Here is a 17,264-nt window from a genome sequence, read left to right as displayed (position 1 = left end):
ATTGGAAAGGAGTCAGACATGAACGCAGCCACCGATCCACGCATCTTCGCAGTCCCCGAGCTTTGCTTCGCCACCGTCCCGTCCGGGGTACGCATCCCCTACGTGGCGACCGGGTCCGGCGAAGCCCTGCTCTTCGTGCATGGCTCGCTGTGCGACTACCGCTACTGGAACAGCCAGACCGAGGCCTTGTCGCAGCACTTCTCCTGCTACTCGGTCAGCCTCAGCCACTATTGGCCCGGCGACGAGGCCGGCGCCCTGGGCGCTTTCAGCTGGCAGCTGCATGTCGCGGAACTGGCGGAGTTCATCCGGGCGATGAAGCTCGGCGCGGTGCATCTGGTGGGCCACTCGCGCGGCGCATGCGTCGCCTTCAACCTGGCACGTAGCTATCCGGAACTCGTGAAAACGCTGACCCTGGCGGATCCCGCCGGCCCGCTGCAGACCGGCCCAACGCCGCCGGCGCCGCTGTCCTCGTCGGACGAGGCGGTCCGCGCGCGCGTTGCCGAGCTGATCGGGACTGGAGAGCTCGACGCGGGCCTGGAGCTGTTCGTCGACTCGGTCAGCATGCCCGGCATCTGGCGCAAGAGCCCGGTGTCGTTTCGCAGCATGGCGATCGCCAACGCGGCAACGCTGCCGAAGCAGTTCCGCGATCCCTTGCCGGCCTACACCCGCGCCGGCGCGGCCGAGCTGCGCTGCCGGACCCTGCTCCTCGCAGGAGAACGCAGCCCACGCATGTACCGCGATAACGTCGAACAGCTGGCGGGCTGGATGGCACACGTGGACAAGCGCACCATGGCGGGCGCCTCGCACGGGATGAACGTGACGCACGCGGCGGCGTTCAACCGCCTGCTCCACGCATTCCTGGGGAAACAGGCGGCATAAGTTCGGGACGACTGCTGCCGAACGAAGGCAGCTACTGGATTCGATACAATGGCAGCGACGATCTGCCTGGATTTCCGCGTCGCCGCCCGGCGCAGTCCTCGGCAGGATCGGTTCAAGCCCTGACCTTGCCATGCCCGATGCCCATCAGGCCGACCGCCTTTCGAAGCTGAGCGCAAAGAAAACCCACGTCGCCTTGCGCGTCGTGGTCGCGGCCAGCCTGTTCAGCCTGGTGGCGCTTGCCGCGACGGCCTGGGGTGTCTGGGCCCTGCGCGAGTCGGCATTGCAGAGGGCGGGCGTGGCCACGGCCAACATGGCGCGGGCACTGGCCTTCCAGGCCGACGCGGCCTTCCGCGGCGCGGACCTGGCGCTCGAAGGCATGGTCGAGCGCGCGGAAGCGGACGGTCGCAACATCGCCGCCCTCGAGCGCCTGCGGGCACACCTGCTGCTGATGGCGCACAAGGCCTGGTTCCTGCACGATTTGTTCATGTATGACGAGCATGGCGTCCTGCTCACCTCTTCCCTCGAGCCGCCGGTCGAAGCGAACAATTCGGACCGCGCTTATTTCCGCTACCACCAGCTTCACCCGGACCGGGAGACGCGCATCGGCGCTCCCATCCGCAGCCGGTCGAGCCGCCTGTGGGTCGTGCCGGTCTCGCGCCGCCTCCAGCATCCGGACGGCTCCTTTGCCGGCGTGGCGCTCGCGACGCTGCGGATCGACTTCTTCGAAGACATCTACGACGAACTGAACCTGGGACAGAGCGGCACGGTGCTGCTCGCGCTCGAGGACGGCACCTTGCTGTACCGCCGTCCGCTGCAGGAAGATCTGATCGGTAGGAATATTTCGGATGGACCTGTTTTCCAGACCTACCGCAAGCTCGGGCCGGACGGCACGGCCATGCTCACCGAGCGGGTCGACGGGGTCGAGCGTCTGTACAGCTACCACCGAACCAGCACGCCGCCCCTCATTGTCGCGGCCGGCGTGTCGAGCGAAGAAACCCTGGAGGAATGGCATCGGCTCGCGGTCATCATCGCGCTTGCCCTGGTGTTCGTACTGGCGCTGATCGGCTATCTCACCCGCAGGCTGCTGCGTCAGCTCGCCATCCGCGACCTGCTCGAGGAAGGCCTGCGCAACAGGACCAGCGAATTGCAGCAGGCCAATGCCCATCTGTCGGCCATGGCCTGGAAAGACGGCCTGACCGGCCTCGCCAACCGCCGCGCCTTCGACGACTTCCTGAATCGCGAACTGCGGCGTGCCACCCGCAACAAGGTCCCGGTGTCCCTGGTCCTGCTCGACGTCGACTACTTCAAGCGCTACAACGACAGCGAAGGCCACGCCGCCGGCGACGAGTGCCTGCGCCAGGTGGCTACCGCGCTGGGCGCCGCCCCCAGCCGGGCCGGCGAACTCGCGGCCCGCTACGGCGGCGAGGAATTCGCCGTGGTCCTGTCCGGCACCGACCTCGCGGGCGCCGCCGTGCTGGCCGACAAGCTGCGCCAGCAGATCGCCGCGCTGGCGATCTCCCACCCCCAGCATCCGGAAGGCGTCGTGACCGTCAGTGCGGGCGTTGCTCTACGCCGCCAAGCAGGCGGGGCGCAACCGGGTGGAGCCGGCGCCGGACGCCATGGCTGAAGGGGCCAGGTTACGGTCGGCCGATTGAAGTGGCTGATGTCGCCCTGCGCTGCTGCAAGGTCAATGCAAACAGGCCCTCGAAAGGGCCCGTTTCTTGAAGTCTGGAGGCGAGGACAGGAATCGAACCTGTCTCGGCGGCTTTGCAGGCCGCTGCATAACCTCTTTGCTACCTCGCCAGAACCAATCTTAGTCCGATGGCTCCGTTCGGTTGTGTGCTGGCGCAAGGCCGTGCACACCGGTCATGACAAGTCATGACCCGAACTGCGCAAAGCTGCCAGAAAAGCAAACGGGCCCTTGTAAGGGCCCGTGCTTGATAGGATCTGGAGGCGAGGACGGGAGTCGAACCCGTCTAGACGGCTTTGCAGGCCGCTGCATAACCGCTTTGCTACCTCGCCAGAGGTAATCTTGGAACAGCTGACCCGGCCGGTTATGTGCCGTATCAACCGAGAAGCAATGTCTTCTCTAAATTTGGAGCGGGAGAAGAGTCTCGAACTCTCGACCTCAACCTTGGCAAGGTTGCGCTCTACCAACTGAGCTACTCCCGCATTGGAGTCCTACCTGTCGTAAAACCTTTGGAGCGGGAGAAGAGTCTCGAACTCTCGACCTCAACCTTGGCAAGGTTGCGCTCTACCAACTGAGCTACTCCCGCATGGAGTCTTACTTACGCCTGTCGCACCAAGCCATCCGAAGATAACTGGAGCGGGAGAAGAGTCTCGAACTCTCGACCTCAACCTTGGCAAGGTTGCGCTCTACCAACTGAGCTACTCCCGCGTACAGAACAACGATTATCGCAGAACTTTGACATTTTCTCAAGTTTCTCAATCGTGCAACCGATCGTGTCACCTGAAAAACTTGGAGCGGGAGAAGAGTCTCGAACTCTCGACCTCAACCTTGGCAAGGTTGCGCTCTACCAACTGAGCTACTCCCGCTTTGTCTTTCATCCTGCTGCGTTGTTGTCGCAACAGGCAGGCATTATAGAGATTCTATTCCGTACGTCAAGGATGACACGGAACATTTCTTACAAGTTTCCTGCCTTTTCCTTAATAAGCGGCCACGCCCGGCGCAGGTAGTAGAACATCGACCAGACCGTCAGCCCGCCGGCCAGCCACAGGAAGTACTCGCCCCAGTACAGGGTGTCGATCCCGAACAGCACGTCATGGAACAGCAGCATCGGAATCGCCGTCATCTGGGCGGCGGTCTTGATCTTGCCGAGCGAGCTCACCGCCACCGACTTGGTGGCGCCGATCTGGGCCATCCATTCGCGCAAGGCGGAGATGGTGATCTCGCGGCCGATGATGATGAAGGCGATGATGGCGTTCACGCGGTCCAGCTGCACCAGCACCAGCAATGCGCCAGCTACCATCAGCTTGTCCGCGACCGGATCGAGGAAGGCGCCGAAGGCCGAGGTCTGGTTCCAGCGGCGCGCCAGGAAGCCGTCGAACCAGTCGGTGACGGCGGCGATGATGAAGACCAGGGTCGCGGCAAGGTTGCGGTCGGCCAGCGGCAGCCAGTGGGTCGGGAGATAGAAGACGCCTACAACCAGGGGAATCAGCGCTACACGTAGCCAGGTCAGGAGAATCGGGATGTTGAAAGGCATAGGAAAAACGCTGATTACGGGAATGAAAAGTTTGGGCGACAGTCTACATGGGTATTGCAAATTGGACTAGGTGACTCGTCTGTATGCGTCCGACTGGCGGCCCCCAAAACAAAACCGGGGCACATGCCCCGGTCCGGTCAGTCAATGCAGCTGCCGGTAAATCTCTTCCGCCAGCGTACTCGAGATGCCCTCCACCGACATCAGGTCTTCCACGCTGGCGTCGATCACGCCGCGCAGGCCGCCGAAGCGGGCCAGCAGGCGCTGGCGGCGCTTGGCGCCGATGCCTTCGATCTCTTCCAGGCGCGAGGCTTGTCTCGCCTTGGCGCGCTTGGCGCGCATGCCGGTAATCGCGAAGCGGTGCGCCTCGTCGCGGATCATGGCCACCAGCATCAGCGCGGCCGATTCCTTGCCCAGCTCCTGCGGCGCGCGGCCGTCGGCGAAGATCAGGGTTTCCAGGCCCACGCGGCGCCCTTCCCCCTTGGCCACGCCGACGATCATCGACGTGCTCAAGCCCAGTTCCTCGAACACCTGGCGCGCCATCTCGACCTGGCCCTTGCCGCCGTCGACCAGCACGATGTCGGGCATGACGCCTTCGCCACCGGCCACCTTCTCGTAACGGCGCTGCAGCACCTGGCGCATGGCGGCGTAGTCGTCGCCCGGGGTGATGCCGTTGATGTTGAAGCGGCGGTACTCGCCGTTCTGCATCTGGTGGTGGTGGAACACCACGCAGGAGGCCTGGGTCGCTTCGCCCGCCGTGTGGCTGATGTCGAAGCATTCGATGCGCAGCTCGTCGAGGGTTTCGCTGTCCAGCGACAGCACCTCGGCCAGCGCGCGCGTGCGCGCCTGCTGCGAGCCCTGCTCGGAGAGCAGGCGCGCCAGGGCAATCTCGGCGTTCTTGCAGGCCAGCTCCAGCCACTGGCGGCGCTGCCCCTGCGGCTGGAAGATCAGATTGATGCGGTGGCCGCACTGCTCCGACAGAGCCACGATCAGTTCCGGCTGGTCGAACTCGATGTTCAGGATCAGGGTGCCCGGAATGAACTGGCCCGCGTAGTGCTGGGCCAGGAAGGCGCACAGCACCTCGACCTCGATCGGGCACTCGCCCAGCGATTCGCCGACGTGGGTCGGGAAATAGGCGCGGTCACCCAGGTGGCGTCCGCCGCGCACCATCGCCAGGTTGACGCAGGCACGACCGCCCTGCACCACCACGGCGATCACGTCGACGTCGGCGTCGCCCACGGTTTCCATGCTCTGCGCGTGCAGCACTTTCGACAGGGCCTGGATCTGGTTGCGCACGCTGGCGGCCTGCTCGAACTTTAGCTCCATCGCGTAGGACTGCATCTTCTGCTCCAGGTCCTCCAGGACCTCGCTCTGGCGCCCGCGCAGGAAGCGCGCCGCGTTGTCGACGTCGCGCTTGTAGTCTTCCGGCGTGATCAGGTCGACGCAGGGCGCGCTGCAGCGGCCGATCTGGTGCAGCAGGCAGGGACGCGTGCGGTTGCTGTAGACGCTGTCCTCGCAGGTGCGCAGCAGGAAGACCCGCTGCAGCAGCTGGATCGATTCCTTGGCCGCCCAGGCGCTTGGGAAAGGCCCGAAATACTGGTTCTTCTTGTCCAGCGCGCCGCGGTAGTAGCCCAGGCGCGGCGCCTCGCCGCCCGTGATCCGGATGTAGGGGTAGCTTTTGTCGTCGCGGAACAGGATGTTGTAGCGCGGCTTGAGCGACTTGATCAGGTTGTTTTCCAGGATCAGCGCCTCGGCCTCGCTGCTCGTCACCGTGGTCTCGAGGTGCGCGATCTGCGACACCATCATCGCGATGCGCGGGCTCGACAGGTTCTTCTGGAAGTAGCTCGACACCCGGTTCTTGAGGTTGCGCGCCTTGCCGACGTAAAGCACGTTCCCGTTGGCGTCGAAATAGCGGTAGACGCCCGGCAGCCCGGGCAGTTTTGCCACAGTCGCCAGCACCTGCTCGCGCGCCGCTTCGGTCGGTTGCACCGGTTGCGCCGCGTCGCCCTTCAATGTCGCTTTCAGTTCTTCTTTCATGGCCTGCCAACTGTCCGGCCGCACGCGTGGCGCGGCGGCCTCAATCTTCCTGATCTTGGGTCTGGCGGCGCCGATGCGCGCCGGCTTCGTTGCCGGGACCGGCATCGCCGCCCCGCCGCTCGCCACATAGGCGACGGTCCCCTCGTCTTCCTTGCTCACGTCCTGCCTACTTGTACTTTATGCGGCCACGTCCTTGGTCACGATCACGAAGGCCACCGCATAATCGGCCTCGTCGCTGACGCTCACCTGCGCCGTCAAGCCATTAGCGCGCATGAATTCTTCCAGGACCCCGCTGCACACGATCACTGGCTTGCCGCTGGGTGCGTTGAGCATCTGGGCCGAGCGCCAGGTCATGGGCATGCGCATGCCCAGCCCGATCGCCTTGGAGAACGCCTCCTTGGCCGAGAAGCGGGTGGCCAGGAAGCGCAGTCCGCGCACCGCGTTCTTGCTGCTCCTCGCATGGTATTTCGCCAGTTCCTCGGGGCCGAGGATCTTCTCGGCGAAACGCGGGCCGCTGCGCGCGAGTGCCGCCTCGACACGCGAGATCTGGACGATGTCGGTGCCGATCCCGTAGATCATCTCAGGCCCCTGCCCCGTATTGCACGCCGAGGCGCGCCGCCACCATGATGGCCTTCATCTCGCGCACCGCGTTCTCCCAGCCCGCGAACAGGGCGTGGGCGACGATCGCGTGGCCGATGTTGAGCTCGTGGATGTCGGCAATGGCCGCGATCGGCTGCACATTGGTGTAGTGCAGGCCGTGGCCGGCGTTCACGCGCAGGCCGCGCGAAGCGCCCGCCCGCACGCCGAGCTTGATGCGCTCGATCTCGCGCAGCGCCTCCTCGCCTTCGGCTTCGGCGTAGCGGCCGGTGTGCAGTTCGATCACGGTGGCGCCCACGGCGGCAGCTGCTTCGATCTGCCCTTCGTCGGCATCGATGAACAGCGACACGCGGATGCCTTCGCTCTTCAACTGCTGCACCGCCGCTTCCACTTCCTTGTAGTAGCGGATCACGTCCAGGCCGCCCTCGGTGGTGACTTCCTCGCGCCGCTCCGGCACCAGGCACACGTCCTGCGGCTTGACCTGGCAGGCGAAGTCGATCATCTCGCGGGTGACCGCCGCTTCCAGGTTCATGCGCGTGGCCAGTTGCGGGCGCAGCGCGATCACGTCGGCATCCTTGATGTGGCGGCGGTCTTCGCGCAGGTGCAGGGTGATCAGGTCGGCGCCGGCCTGCTCGGCCAGCAGGGCCGCGCGGATCGGGTCCGGATACGTGGTGCCGCGGGCATTGCGCACGGTGGCGATGTGGTCGATGTTGACGCCGAGGTCGATGACGGAGCCAAGGGGTTGCAGGAAGCTCATGTGTGGTCTTTATAGTTGCATCAGGTCGATCAAAATCTGGCGCGTGTTCAGCGGCGCGCCGCCCAGGTGGTGCGCCAGCAGGAAGCGCATCAGCTGCTTGCTCTGCGCCTGCGTGACCGGATCGCTGTAATCCTCGCGCTCCATGTCGAGCAGGGTCTTGCCGAGAACGACCGGCCAGACGTCGGCGGGCACGGCTTCGCGCGCGCCCTTTTCGGGGTCCACCACGTAGTCGCGCGCCAGGTCGACCGGGCCGCGCGTCGTGGTCGAGCGCGCCAGGTCGGCGGCGACCCCAGTTTCCTTAAGTAAGGCCCGTTCGAACTTTCGCAAGACGATCGGCGGCGGTTCGCCGTGAGCCAGCTGGTTCAAGGTCGAGACGTAGTGGTCGAACAAGGCCGGGTGCTTGTCGTCGCGCGCGAGCAGCTTGACCAGCAGCTCGTTGAGATAAAAGCCGCACAGCAGCGCGGTCTTCTCCAGCGGCAGCATGCCGCCGACCCATTCGGCATCGATCAGGGTGCGCAGCTCGGACTTGCCGCTGAACGAGACCGACAGCGGCTGGAAGGTCTGCAGCACGCCGCGCAGTTTCGACAGCGGCCGCTTGGCGCCCTTCGCCACCACGCCCACGCGGCCGAAGTCGCGCGTGAACATGTCCACGATCAGGCTGGTTTCCTTGTAGGGATAGCTGTGCAGGACGAAGCCGGGCTGGCCGTTGACACGGGTGTCGCGCACGGGCGGCCGGCTGCGTTTGGCCGCTACCGGAATATTCGGTTCCGGAGCGTCGATGAGGTCGTCTGGTTGTGCTTGATCTGGCATGCGGTCGGGACGGCCTCCGGGCGCTTACTCGTAACCGTAGGCGCGCAGGCCCGCTTCGTTGTCGGCCCAGCCGGATTTGACCTTGACCCAGATTTCCAGGTACACGGGGCCGTCGAACAGCTTTTCCATGTCCAGGCGCGACTGGGTCGAGATTTCTTTCAGGCGCGCGCCCTTGTTACCGATGATCATGGACTTGTGCGTGTCGCGCTCGACCAGGATGGCGCAGAATATGCGGCGCAGGTTGCCTTCCTGAAGGAACTGCTCCACCACCACGGTGCTCGTGTAGGGCAGCTCGTCGCCCAGCAGGCGGAACACCTTTTCGCGCACGATCTCGGCGGCCAGGAACTTCTCGCTGCGGTCGGTGATGTCGTCCGGTCCGAAGATCGGGGCGTTTTGCGGCAGATGGCGCTTGATCTCGTTTTCCAGCGCGTCGACCTGGAAGCGCATCTTGGCCGAGACCGGCACGATGGCGGTGAAGTCGCGCAGCGCGGCGATCTTTTGCGCGAACGGCATCAAGACCGCCTTGTCCTTCATGCGGTCCGACTTATTGATGACCAGTACCACCGGGACGTTCTTCGGCAGCAGGTCGAGCACCTGCTGGTCGGCCGGGCCGAAGGTGCCGGCTTCGACCAGGAACAGGATCACGTCCGAGGAGGTGAGCGTGTTCGAGACGGTCTTGTTCAGCGTTTTATTCAGGGCATTGGCATGGCGGGTCTGGAAGCCCGGCGTGTCGACGTAGATGAACTGGGCGTCGTCGCGGGTCTGGATGCCGGTGATGCGGTGGCGCGTGGTCTGGGCCTTGCGCGAGGTGATCGACACCTTGGCGCCGATCAGCACGTTCATCAGGGTCGACTTGCCGACGTTGGGGCGGCCGACGATGGCGATATAGCCGCAGCGGAAGTTCTCCGGGGTGCCGGTGGTGTCGGTGGTGTCGTTGCTGTCGATATTATTCATGCTGGTGCTCATGCGGATTTGCTGCCTGTTTGTTCTGTTCCTGCGGCCCCGTCGGACTGGACCGTGCCTATGCCTGCCAGCTTCAGCTGGGCGGCGCGCGGTTTGCTCTTGCGGGCCGCCGGCGCCTTGGCCAGCACTCCCTGCGCCGCTTCCAGCGCCAGCCGGGCGGCGGCCTGTTCGCCGGCGCGGCGGCTGCCGCCGCGTCCGAAGACCTGCACGTTCAGCTTCGGCACCAGGCATTCGACTTCGAATTCCTGGCTGTGGGCGGCGCCGTGCGTGGCCACCACGTTATAGGTCGGCAGCGAGATTTTCTTGCTCTGCAGGAATTCCTGCAGCAGGGTCTTGGCATCCTTGCCCAGTGTACGCGGATCGACCGAGTCGAGCAGCGGAATGTAGAAGGCGCGGATCACGTCGCGCGCGGCATCGAAACCGGTGTCGAGGAAGATCGCGCCCAGCAGGGCCTCCAGGGTGTCGGCCAGGATCGAGGGACGGCGGAAGCCCCCCGATTTGAGCTCGCCCTCCCCCAGGCGCAGGAACTGCGACAGCTCGAGCTTCTGGGCGATCTCGAACAGCGATTGCTGCTTGACCAGGTTGGCGCGCAGACGCGACAGATCGCCTTCGTCGAGCTTGGTGAAGCGCTCGTACAGGATCGAGGCCACGACGCAGTTCAGGATCGAGTCGCCCAGGAATTCCAGGCGTTCGTTATGCAGCGCGCTATGGCTACGGTGGGTCAGGGCTTGCTGGAGCAGGCCGGTGTCCCGGAACGTGTAACCCAAGCGTGTTTGCAATAACTGTAGATTCATTGTGCTGTCATGGTTTCACCAGGCACCCAGTGCCCGGAGTCTATTGCCTGTTACTGGGACGCGGTTGCGGCCCCATCTGCGGAAGCCATGGCTTCCTTGGCGGCATTGACGCCGCTCGGGTCGGTCGTGCCCGCGTAATCGATCACCAGGCTCACATTGCCCACCAGCGGCACCCGCTTCTCGTAGGCGAAGCTGATCTGCGTCTCGCCGTCGTCGCGGGTAATGGTCAGGTCTCGGCCGTTGATGGCGGTGACGTTGTTCATGCCGGCGTTCTTGTCAAAGGCTACCTGCATTTCGCGCGGCGTGCCGCCAGCTTCCTTGGCGCGCTGAATCGCTTCCTTGATCGCGCTGTACTCGAACCAGGTCGGCAGCAGCTTGAGCGCGAACACGGCGATCACGCCGATCACGGCCAGGACGAGGATCAGGCCGGTCAGGGAAATGCCGGCTTGCTTGCTGGGTGCTTGGTAACGCATTGTCTGTCGATCTCCCGGATTACTGGATGCCGCCAATCCGTTTGGGATTGCCGAAGTTCATCCAGACGACGATCGCCTTGCCAACAATGTTTTTATCCGGCACGAAGCCCCAATAGCGGCTGTCGGCACTGTTGTCGCGGTTATCGCCCATCATGAAATAGTTGCCTGGAGGTACGATACAGGTAAATTTATCGTACGAATAGTCGCAGGCTTCACGATTCGGGAAATTGTCCACAGCGCCGAGGTCGATCGTGCGCTTGCCCTCGGTGTTCAGGATGCGGTGCGCCACCCCGTTCTCCTTGCCGGGCAGATGTTCGACGAACTGCTTGTGGTAGATCGGGTGCTGGTCGTCCAGGTAGTCGTCCATCGGGGTGTACTGGACCGGCTTGCCGTTCACCGTCAGGCGCTTGTCTTCATAGGTGATGGTGTCGCCGGGCACGCCGATGACGCGCTTGATGTAGTCCTGGCCCATGTCCTTCGGATACTTGAACACCATGACGTCGCCGCGCTGCGGGTCGCCCACTTCGATCACCTTCTTGTTGACGATCGGCAGGCGCACACCGTAGGCGTACTTGTTCACGAGGATGAAGTCGCCCACCAGCAGGGTCGGCACCATCGACGAGGACGGGATCTTGAACGGCTCCCACAGGAAGGAGCGCAGGATGAACACCAGCGCGATCACCGGGAAGAAGCTGCCCGAGTACTCGATCCAGGTCGGCTGGCGCAGGTGCGCCTGCTCGATGGCGGCGCGCTGGTTAGCGCTGTCAACCTTGATGCCGTCGGCCGTGAGTTTGCTGGTGCGGGCGTCGTATTCGGCCAGGGCGGCGTCGGCCTTGCGGCGGCGCGCCTTGGCCAGCACGAACACGTCCAGGCACCAGATGACGCCGGTGACCACCATCAGGACGAACAGGATCAGAGCAAAATTGCTCAGGATGGGTTGCATATCCATTTATTTTTCTTCCACCTGGAGGATGGCCAGGAAGGCCTCCTGCGGGATCTCCACCGAACCGACCTGCTTCATGCGCTTCTTGCCGGCCTTCTGTTTTTCCAACAGTTTCTTCTTGCGCGAAATGTCGCCGCCATAGCACTTGGCCAGCACGTTCTTGCGCAGCGCCTTGACGTTTTCGCGCGAGATGATGGTGGCGCCGATCGCGGCCTGGATCGCCACGTCGAACATCTGGCGCGGGATCAGTTCGCGCATCTTGGCCGCCACCTGGCGTCCGCGGTAGGGGGCGTTGGCGCGGTGCACGATGATCGCCAGCGCGTCGACCTTCTCGCTGTTGATCAGCATGTCGACCTTCACCACGTCGGCGGCGCGGTATTCCTTGAACTCGTAGTCCATCGAGGCATAGCCGCGCGAGGTCGACTTCAGGCGATCGAAGAAGTCCAGCACGATTTCCGCCATCGGGATCTCGTAGTGCAGCTTGACCTGGCGGCCGTGGTAGGCCATGTCCATCTGGACGCCACGCTTGCCGTTACACAGGGTCATCACCGCCCCCACGTACTCTTGCGGCATGTACAGGTTGACGTCGACGATCGGCTCGCGCACTTCGTTGATCTTGGACGGCTCCGGCATCTTGGACGGGTTGTCGACGCGGACCATGCTGCCGTCGCGCATCTCGACCTCGTACACCACGGTCGGCGCGGTGGTGATCAGGTCCATGTCGAACTCGCGCTCGAGGCGTTCCTGCACGATCTCCATGTGCAGCAGGCCGAGGAAGCCGCAGCGGAAGCCGAAGCCCAGCGCCTGCGAGACTTCCGGCTCGTACATCAGGGCGGCATCGTTGAGCTTCAGCTTTTCCAGCGAATCGCGCAGGGCGTCGTACTGGTTGGCTTCCACCGGGAACAGGCCGGCGAACACCTGCGGCTGGACTTCCTTGAAGCCCGGCAGCGGGCTAGGGGCCGGCTTGTTGGCCAGGGTGACGGTGTCGCCGACCTTGGCGGCGGTCAGTTCCTTGATGCCGGCGATGATGAAGCCCACCTGCCCTGCCGACAGTTCCGGCAGCGAGACCGAGCGCGGGGTGAACACGCCGATGTTCTCGACCAGGTTCACGGAACCGGTTGCCATCAGGAGGATCTTGTCCTTCGGGCGCAGGGTGCCGTTGACCACGCGCACCAGCATCACCACGCCCACGTAGGGGTCGTACCAGGAGTCGACGATCAGGGCCTGCAGCGGCGCGTCCTTGTCGCCCTTGGGTGGTGGTACCTTGGCGATCAGGGTTTCCAGCACGTCTTCCACGCCCAGGCCGGTCTTGGCCGAGCACACGGTAGCGTCGGACGCGTCGATGCCGATGACGTCCTCGATTTCCTTCTTGGCGTTGTCCGGGTCGGCGTGCGGCAGGTCGATCTTGTTCAGGATCGGCACCACTTCCACGCCCAGGTCGAGCGCGGTGTAGCAGTTGGCCACGGTCTGGGCTTCCACGCCTTGCGAGGCGTCGACCACCAGCAGCGCGCCTTCGCAGGCCGACAGCGAGCGCGAGACTTCGTAGGAGAAGTCGACGTGGCCCGGGGTATCGATCAGGTTCAGGTTGTAGGTCTGGCCGTCGCGCGCCTTGTACTGCAGCGCCGCGGTCTGGGCCTTGATGGTGATGCCGCGCTCGCGTTCCAGGTCCATCGAGTCGAGCACCTGCGCGTCCATCTCGCGCTCCGACAGGCCGCCGCACAGCTGGATGATACGGTCGGCAAGGGTCGATTTGCCGTGGTCGATGTGGGCAATGATGGAGAAGTTACGTATGTTGTTCATTAACAAAGCTCAAAACCAAAAAGGCCGCGGGCAGCGCGGCAGGCTACGACAACGAATAGGGGCAATGCAAAAAAGCGCTCCGTGAGGGCATGCCGGCCCCCGGTCGAAGCGCTCGATCAAGCGAATGAAAAGCGTGGGCGGCAGGCTTGCGATCGGCCGGCGCTTTTCCGACCCCGGCATTTTACCGGATTCCGCGCCGGAAAGCCCGGTTTTGGGGGCGGCGAAGGGTAGAAAGGCCCGTTTTTGATTATCCGGGAGACAATGGCAGGGTTTGCGGATCAGGCGGCAGCCCGTGCGCAGGCGTCGGCCCAGCCGCGCGCCGCCACCGGGTCGAGGAAGTAATGACACAGCTCCTCGCCCTCCGGGTCGCCATACAGCACCGGCACCAGCTCGTCGAAACGCGCCACCAGCGCCGGGTCGGCATCGACGTCGACCACGGCGACCTCGAAGCGCTCACCGGGCTGCTGCAGGGCCAGCAAGGCCTGCAGCATGTCTTCGCACAGGTGGCAGTAGCTGCGCGAGTACAGCGTGAACGGAACCGCGCCCATCATTGACGCGGCTTCACGACGACGTACTGGGTGACGTCGTCACGGCGCACCAGGAGGGCCACCGGCTTCTTCGGATCGAGCTTGGCGACCAGGCCGTTGAACTGGGCCACGCTGCTCACCGGGCTATTGCCCACCTGCGAGATGATGTCGCCCGGGCGGATGCCGGCCGTGGCCGCGCTGCCCTCGGCATTCTCGACCAGCACGCCGCCGTCGACGCCGGCTTCGGCGCGCGCCGCCGCCGGGATGTCGGAGACCACCAGGCCGAGCGCGTTCGGCGCTGCGCCCGGGGTCGGCTTCTTGGGCGTCGGGCGCGCGGTCGGGGAACGCTCTTCCTGCAGTTCGACGATGGTCACCGGCACGTCGAGCTGGGTGCCGCGGCGCCATACGGTGACGTTGGCGCGGCTGCCGACCTTGGTGGCGCCGACCAGGCGCGGCAGGTCGCGGGTGGTCTCGATCGGCTGGCCGTTGAATTTCAGGATGATGTCGCCGACCTTGATGCCGCCCTTCTCCGCCGGGCCGCCGGCTTCGACCATCGACACTTCGGCCCCGCGCGCCTTGCCCAGGCCGAGGGACTCGGCGACGTCGCGCGTGACTTCGCTGATCTGCACGCCCAGGCGCCCGCGCGTGACCTTGCCGGTGGTTTTCAGCTGGTCGGCCACGCGCATGACCTCGTCGATCGGCACCGCGAAGGAGATGCCGTTGTAGGCGCCGGAGAGCGTGGCGATCTGCGAGTTGATGCCGATGACCTCGCCGCGCATGTTGATCAGGGGGCCGCCCGAGTTGCCCGGGTTGACCGCGACGTCGGACTGGATCAGCGGCAGGTATTCGCCGGTGTCGCGCGACTTGGCCGAGATGATGCCGGAGGTGACGGTGTTGTCGAGGCCGAAGGGCGAGCCGATCGCCACCACCCATTCGCCGACCCGGATCTTGCTGGAGTCGCCGGTGCGCAGGTAAGGCAGGTTGCTGGCCGAAAGCTTGAGCAGGGCCACGTCGGAACGGCGGTCGGCGCCCAGCACCTTGGCCTTGAATTCGCGGCGGTCGGTGAGCGTCACGGTGACTTCGTCGGCGCCTTCGACCACGTGGGCATTGGTGAGCACGAAGCCGTCGGCGGAAACGATGAAGCCGGAACCGACGCCGCGCGTGACCTGCTCCTCGGCGCCGCCCTGCCCGCCCGGACGGCCCTGGCCGCGCCCGCCGCCACGCGGAATCTGGCCGCCGAAGAAGCGGCGCAGGAATTCCTGCATCTCCTCCTCGCCCGGCATGCCCTGGCCGCGCTGCACGCGCTCGGTGGTGCGGATGTTGACCACGGCCGGGCCGACCTTGTCGATCAGGTCGGAGAAATCGGGCAGGCCGGTGACGACCGGGGTCTGTACCGGCGCCGCGGCCATGGCGGCATGAGGAAGGAAGGCACAGCTCGCTGCGACCAGCAGGGCCGACAGGAACACGCGAAGTGGACGATGCTTGGATTGACGGGTCATGGGCTTGGCGGTGGAAGGCTGAGATTGACTTTATGGTAAGCCAAAATACGCGCTTTGTCGCGCCGTACGCGGGCATGCCGCGCCCCCATCGAAGGTGGAAAAGAGATTTGGAACAAGCCGAAAGGCTTATATACGGAATGAATCAGATGAGCTATGTGATATGCCGCGCATATCAGCGATGCATGCGCCGGCGTCTGGTGTCGGCCGGCCGGGCCCTCAGACTAGAGGCGCTTGACGGCCGCCGGGCTCGTATCGGCAACCGGCGCGTCGCGCGGTGTCGCGCCTTGCCCGGCCATCTTGCTGCCGCCCAGCGATTCCGCCCCCGCCACGACCGCCGGTGCGATCGCCGCCAGCGCATCGGCCGCTGTGGCCGGGCGCCCTGCCGCACGCCGCAGCGGCGTCGGTTCGGCGGCCAGCCGGTCAGCCAGGCGCAGCGCGAAACCGGGCGAGAGTTCCGCCTCGAGCGGCTCGGCGCGCAAGGCATCGCCGATGCGGTGGTAGAGATCCCATGTCTGCCGCCCGTCCGCATCGCGCAGGGCCGCCAGCGCGAGCTCGAGGTCGGCGTCCGGCAGTTCGCCGTCCGCAAAGGCCGATATGTATTCGCGTATCTTCTTGTTCGTGTCCATCTGGTAACCCGTCGACGTCGGTCTGTTTGTGTTGTCCCGTCTCTGTACGATCCTGCTACCTACCGACGTTTGTCAACCGGGAAATCGAGCAATGGGCGCAATTTCTCGGCAATGACTTCGCGTGCACGGAAAATCCGGCTGCGTACGGTTCCTATCGGACACGCCATCACCTCGGAGATTTCTTCGTAGCTCAATCCTTCTATTTCTCGCAGAACAATTGCCGTTCGCAATTCCAGCGGCAGTGCTTCCATCGCCGCATTGACTGTGTGGGCAATCTGCTTGCTCGCCAACACCGATTCGGGTGTGTTTATGTCGCGCAAGCTGTCTGCGTCGTCGAATCCCTCTGCCCGCTCGGCGTCGGCCTCGGTGGAGGTCGGCGCACGGCGGCCCTGTGTGACCAAGAAATTCTTGGCCGTGTTGATGCCGATGCGATACAGCCAGGTGTAGAAGGCGGAATCCCCGCGGAAGTGGCGCAGCGCGCGGAAAGCCTTGATGAAGGTCTCTTGCACGACGTCTTCGGCTTCCGCCGGATCGTGCACGAGGCGCGACACAAGGCGCATCAGGCGGCGCTGGTACTTGGCCACGAGCAGGTCGAACGCGGCCCGGTCGCCAGCCTGGACGCGCTCCACCAACACCTGATCTCCCTCGCGTTCTGTCGTCACGGACCCTGCCCCATCGGCTGCAGCGGCCCTCCTGCATAAGAGTTGGCCCGCTGCAATAAGTTCAAAGTATTTTGTGCTCCGCCGCTGACCCGCCCCCAGCCTGGACGCCGGCGCCGAGCGCCACCGCCAGGGCACGAAATTCCTCCGGCGGCAGGCTGTCCGGCAGGACGGCAACCGGCGTTCGTACGGCTGCGCGCGAACCAGGCCGGCGCCGTAGCCGCCAGCCCTGCGCACCCTCGTTCGCCGCTCCGACAGCGCCGCCCTCAGTCTCCTCCAGGCACAGCATCAACATCCGCGGCCACAGCGTGGAGCCGGCCGACAGCCTCGCCGGCGAGCCTTCGCGTTTGTCCTGCCGCACACCCTGTTGTACCGTCAGGCGTAGCTGGCCGGGTCCAGAAATATCAATGCGATGCACCGTTGCAGCACGCAGCGCGGCATGCAGCACGCATGCTGCCGCGAACAGCAGCGCAGCCGCCACACAGGGCGCGGCCGCGAAGCGCGCGGACGTGGCGAAGCCCACGGCGCACGCGGCCGCGAACAGGGAAGCGCCGAAGCCGGCAAGCAGGCAACGCAGGCGGCGCGACGGCGCAATGACGACGCTCAGCGCGATCGACATGGCTCTTTGGCGAGAAAAGGAAAGGGCGCCGCAGCCCGGGGGCGACGGAGGAGATACGAG

The 17,264-nt window shown here is 64.9% G+C and carries 17 protein-coding genes and 6 tRNA genes; 2 read left to right on the top strand and 21 right to left on the bottom strand.

The genetic code is table 11. From position 1 onward, the window contains the following. The first annotated feature begins 18 nt into the window (after positions 1–18). Both ACK6C6_RS07335 and ACK6C6_RS07330 read left to right on the top strand, forming a co-directional pair. A complete protein-coding gene (locus ACK6C6_RS07335) occupies positions 19–879 on the top strand; it encodes an alpha/beta fold hydrolase (protein ID WP_409266619.1) in 861 nt (286 codons plus the stop codon). Positions 880–1,009: 130 nt separating this feature from the next. After that, positions 1,010–2,506, top strand: a complete 1,497-nt coding sequence (locus ACK6C6_RS07330) for a diguanylate cyclase (RefSeq protein WP_409266617.1) — start codon at positions 1,010–1,012, stop codon at positions 2,504–2,506. Positions 2,507–2,608: 102 nt separating this feature from the next. On the opposite strand, the gene ACK6C6_RS07325 is transcribed toward ACK6C6_RS07330, so the two are convergent. The 21 genes from ACK6C6_RS07325 to ACK6C6_RS07225 all read right to left on the bottom strand — a co-directional run bounded on the left by ACK6C6_RS07325 (position 2,609) and on the right by ACK6C6_RS07225 (position 17,204). Beyond that, positions 2,609–2,682, bottom strand: a tRNA-Cys gene (locus ACK6C6_RS07325). 145 nt (positions 2,683–2,827) lie between these two features. Then, positions 2,828–2,901: transfer RNA gene (locus tag ACK6C6_RS07320), tRNA-Cys, on the bottom strand. Between the two features lie 74 nt (positions 2,902–2,975). Beyond that, positions 2,976–3,051, bottom strand: a tRNA-Gly gene (locus ACK6C6_RS07315). A gap of 28 nt (positions 3,052–3,079) precedes the next feature. Next, positions 3,080–3,155: transfer RNA gene (locus tag ACK6C6_RS07310), tRNA-Gly, on the bottom strand. Positions 3,156–3,201: 46 nt separating this feature from the next. Next, positions 3,202–3,277, bottom strand: a tRNA-Gly gene (locus ACK6C6_RS07305). An 82-nt stretch (positions 3,278–3,359) separates the two neighbouring features. Continuing rightward, a tRNA-Gly gene (locus ACK6C6_RS07300) sits at positions 3,360–3,435 on the bottom strand. An 89-nt stretch (positions 3,436–3,524) separates the two neighbouring features. Further along, complete coding sequence (pgsA, locus tag ACK6C6_RS07295) at positions 3,525–4,103, bottom strand: CDP-diacylglycerol--glycerol-3-phosphate 3-phosphatidyltransferase (protein WP_036207442.1); 579 nt, start codon at positions 4,101–4,103, stop codon at positions 3,525–3,527. 141 nt (positions 4,104–4,244) lie between these two features. Beyond that, the gene (gene uvrC, locus ACK6C6_RS07290; protein WP_409267311.1) at positions 4,245–6,137 is read right to left on the bottom strand and encodes an excinuclease ABC subunit UvrC; all 1,893 of its coding nucleotides are present in this window, start codon (positions 6,135–6,137) and stop codon (positions 4,245–4,247) included. A 177-nt stretch (positions 6,138–6,314) separates the two neighbouring features. Further along, a complete protein-coding gene (acpS, locus tag ACK6C6_RS07285) occupies positions 6,315–6,716 on the bottom strand; it encodes a holo-ACP synthase (protein ID WP_409266615.1) in 402 nt (133 codons plus the stop codon). Between the two features lies 1 nt (position 6,717). Further along, positions 6,718–7,491, bottom strand: coding sequence for a pyridoxine 5'-phosphate synthase (gene pdxJ, locus ACK6C6_RS07280; RefSeq protein WP_036207438.1), 774 nt, complete (start codon positions 7,489–7,491; stop codon positions 6,718–6,720). 9 nt (positions 7,492–7,500) lie between these two features. Then, positions 7,501–8,301, bottom strand: a complete 801-nt coding sequence (gene recO / locus ACK6C6_RS07275) for a DNA repair protein RecO (RefSeq protein WP_209586123.1) — start codon at positions 8,299–8,301, stop codon at positions 7,501–7,503. 24 nt (positions 8,302–8,325) lie between these two features. After that, positions 8,326–9,255, bottom strand: a complete 930-nt coding sequence (era, locus tag ACK6C6_RS07270) for a GTPase Era (RefSeq protein ID WP_036207597.1) — start codon at positions 9,253–9,255, stop codon at positions 8,326–8,328. A gap of 8 nt (positions 9,256–9,263) precedes the next feature. After that, complete coding sequence (rnc, locus tag ACK6C6_RS07265; RefSeq protein WP_229445848.1) at positions 9,264–10,031, bottom strand: ribonuclease III; 768 nt, start codon at positions 10,029–10,031, stop codon at positions 9,264–9,266. Positions 10,032–10,108: 77 nt separating this feature from the next. Continuing rightward, positions 10,109–10,531, bottom strand: a complete 423-nt coding sequence (locus ACK6C6_RS07260) for a DUF4845 domain-containing protein (RefSeq protein WP_409266613.1) — start codon at positions 10,529–10,531, stop codon at positions 10,109–10,111. A gap of 19 nt (positions 10,532–10,550) precedes the next feature. Continuing rightward, on the bottom strand, positions 10,551–11,480 hold the full coding sequence (lepB, locus tag ACK6C6_RS07255; protein WP_409266612.1) for a signal peptidase I: 930 nt from the start codon (positions 11,478–11,480) through the stop codon (positions 10,551–10,553). After that, positions 11,481–13,274 carry a translation elongation factor 4 gene (lepA, locus tag ACK6C6_RS07250; RefSeq protein WP_409266610.1) on the bottom strand — a complete coding sequence of 598 codons (1,794 nt, stop codon included), beginning with the start codon at positions 13,272–13,274 and terminating at the stop codon, positions 11,481–11,483. A gap of 278 nt (positions 13,275–13,552) precedes the next feature. Beyond that, positions 13,553–13,825 carry a glutaredoxin family protein gene (locus tag ACK6C6_RS07245; RefSeq protein WP_409266608.1) on the bottom strand — a complete coding sequence of 91 codons (273 nt, stop codon included), beginning with the start codon at positions 13,823–13,825 and terminating at the stop codon, positions 13,553–13,555. Further along, complete coding sequence (locus tag ACK6C6_RS07240; protein WP_409266607.1) at positions 13,822–15,300, bottom strand: DegQ family serine endoprotease; 1,479 nt, start codon at positions 15,298–15,300, stop codon at positions 13,822–13,824. The genes ACK6C6_RS07245 and ACK6C6_RS07240 overlap by 4 nt, the downstream gene beginning before the upstream one ends. A 221-nt stretch (positions 15,301–15,521) precedes the next feature. After that, positions 15,522–15,926 carry an RseA family anti-sigma factor gene (locus ACK6C6_RS07235; RefSeq protein WP_409266606.1) on the bottom strand — a complete coding sequence of 135 codons (405 nt, stop codon included), beginning with the start codon at positions 15,924–15,926 and terminating at the stop codon, positions 15,522–15,524. Positions 15,927–15,985: 59 nt separating this feature from the next. Continuing rightward, positions 15,986–16,588, bottom strand: coding sequence for an RNA polymerase sigma factor RpoE (gene rpoE / locus ACK6C6_RS07230; RefSeq protein WP_027863712.1), 603 nt, complete (start codon positions 16,586–16,588; stop codon positions 15,986–15,988). Positions 16,589–16,649: 61 nt separating this feature from the next. Further along, the gene (locus ACK6C6_RS07225; RefSeq protein WP_409266604.1) at positions 16,650–17,204 is read right to left on the bottom strand and encodes a hypothetical protein; all 555 of its coding nucleotides are present in this window, start codon (positions 17,202–17,204) and stop codon (positions 16,650–16,652) included. Positions 17,205–17,264 lie beyond the last annotated feature (60 nt).

Origin of the sequence: Massilia sp. BHUDP2 (assembly GCF_046236355.1) — a bacterium.
Taxonomy (GTDB): Bacteria; Pseudomonadota; Gammaproteobacteria; order Burkholderiales; family Burkholderiaceae_D; genus Telluria; species Telluria varians.
This window is presented reverse-complemented; position numbering and strand designations above follow the sequence as displayed.

What these genes read in the sequence shown, in the direction of transcription:
- ACK6C6_RS07335 (WP_409266619.1), top strand. Translation starts at nt 19, where the DNA reads ATGAACGCAGCCACCGATCCACGCATCTTCGCAGTCCCCGAGCTTTGC.
- ACK6C6_RS07330 (WP_409266617.1), top strand. Translation starts at nt 1,010, where the DNA reads ATGCCCGATGCCCATCAGGCCGACCGCCTTTCGAAGCTGAGCGCAAAG.
- pgsA (WP_036207442.1), bottom strand. Translation starts at nt 4,103, where the DNA reads ATGCCTTTCAACATCCCGATTCTCCTGACCTGGCTACGTGTAGCGCTG.
- uvrC (WP_409267311.1), bottom strand. Translation starts at nt 6,137, where the DNA reads ATGAAAGAAGAACTGAAAGCGACATTGAAGGGCGACGCGGCGCAACCG.
- acpS (WP_409266615.1), bottom strand. Translation starts at nt 6,716, where the DNA reads ATGATCTACGGGATCGGCACCGACATCGTCCAGATCTCGCGTGTCGAG.
- pdxJ (WP_036207438.1), bottom strand. Translation starts at nt 7,491, where the DNA reads ATGAGCTTCCTGCAACCCCTTGGCTCCGTCATCGACCTCGGCGTCAAC.
- recO (WP_209586123.1), bottom strand. Translation starts at nt 8,301, where the DNA reads ATGCCAGATCAAGCACAACCAGACGACCTCATCGACGCTCCGGAACCG.
- era (WP_036207597.1), bottom strand. Translation starts at nt 9,255, where the DNA reads ATGAATAATATCGACAGCAACGACACCACCGACACCACCGGCACCCCG.
- ACK6C6_RS07260 (WP_409266613.1), bottom strand. Translation starts at nt 10,531, where the DNA reads ATGCGTTACCAAGCACCCAGCAAGCAAGCCGGCATTTCCCTGACCGGC.
- lepB (WP_409266612.1), bottom strand. Translation starts at nt 11,480, where the DNA reads ATGGATATGCAACCCATCCTGAGCAATTTTGCTCTGATCCTGTTCGTC.
- lepA (WP_409266610.1), bottom strand. Translation starts at nt 13,274, where the DNA reads ATGAACAACATACGTAACTTCTCCATCATTGCCCACATCGACCACGGC.
- ACK6C6_RS07245 (WP_409266608.1), bottom strand. Translation starts at nt 13,825, where the DNA reads ATGATGGGCGCGGTTCCGTTCACGCTGTACTCGCGCAGCTACTGCCAC.
- ACK6C6_RS07240 (WP_409266607.1), bottom strand. Translation starts at nt 15,300, where the DNA reads ATGACCCGTCAATCCAAGCATCGTCCACTTCGCGTGTTCCTGTCGGCC.
- ACK6C6_RS07235 (WP_409266606.1), bottom strand. Translation starts at nt 15,926, where the DNA reads ATGGACACGAACAAGAAGATACGCGAATACATATCGGCCTTTGCGGAC.
- ACK6C6_RS07225 (WP_409266604.1), bottom strand. Translation starts at nt 17,204, where the DNA reads ATGTCGATCGCGCTGAGCGTCGTCATTGCGCCGTCGCGCCGCCTGCGT.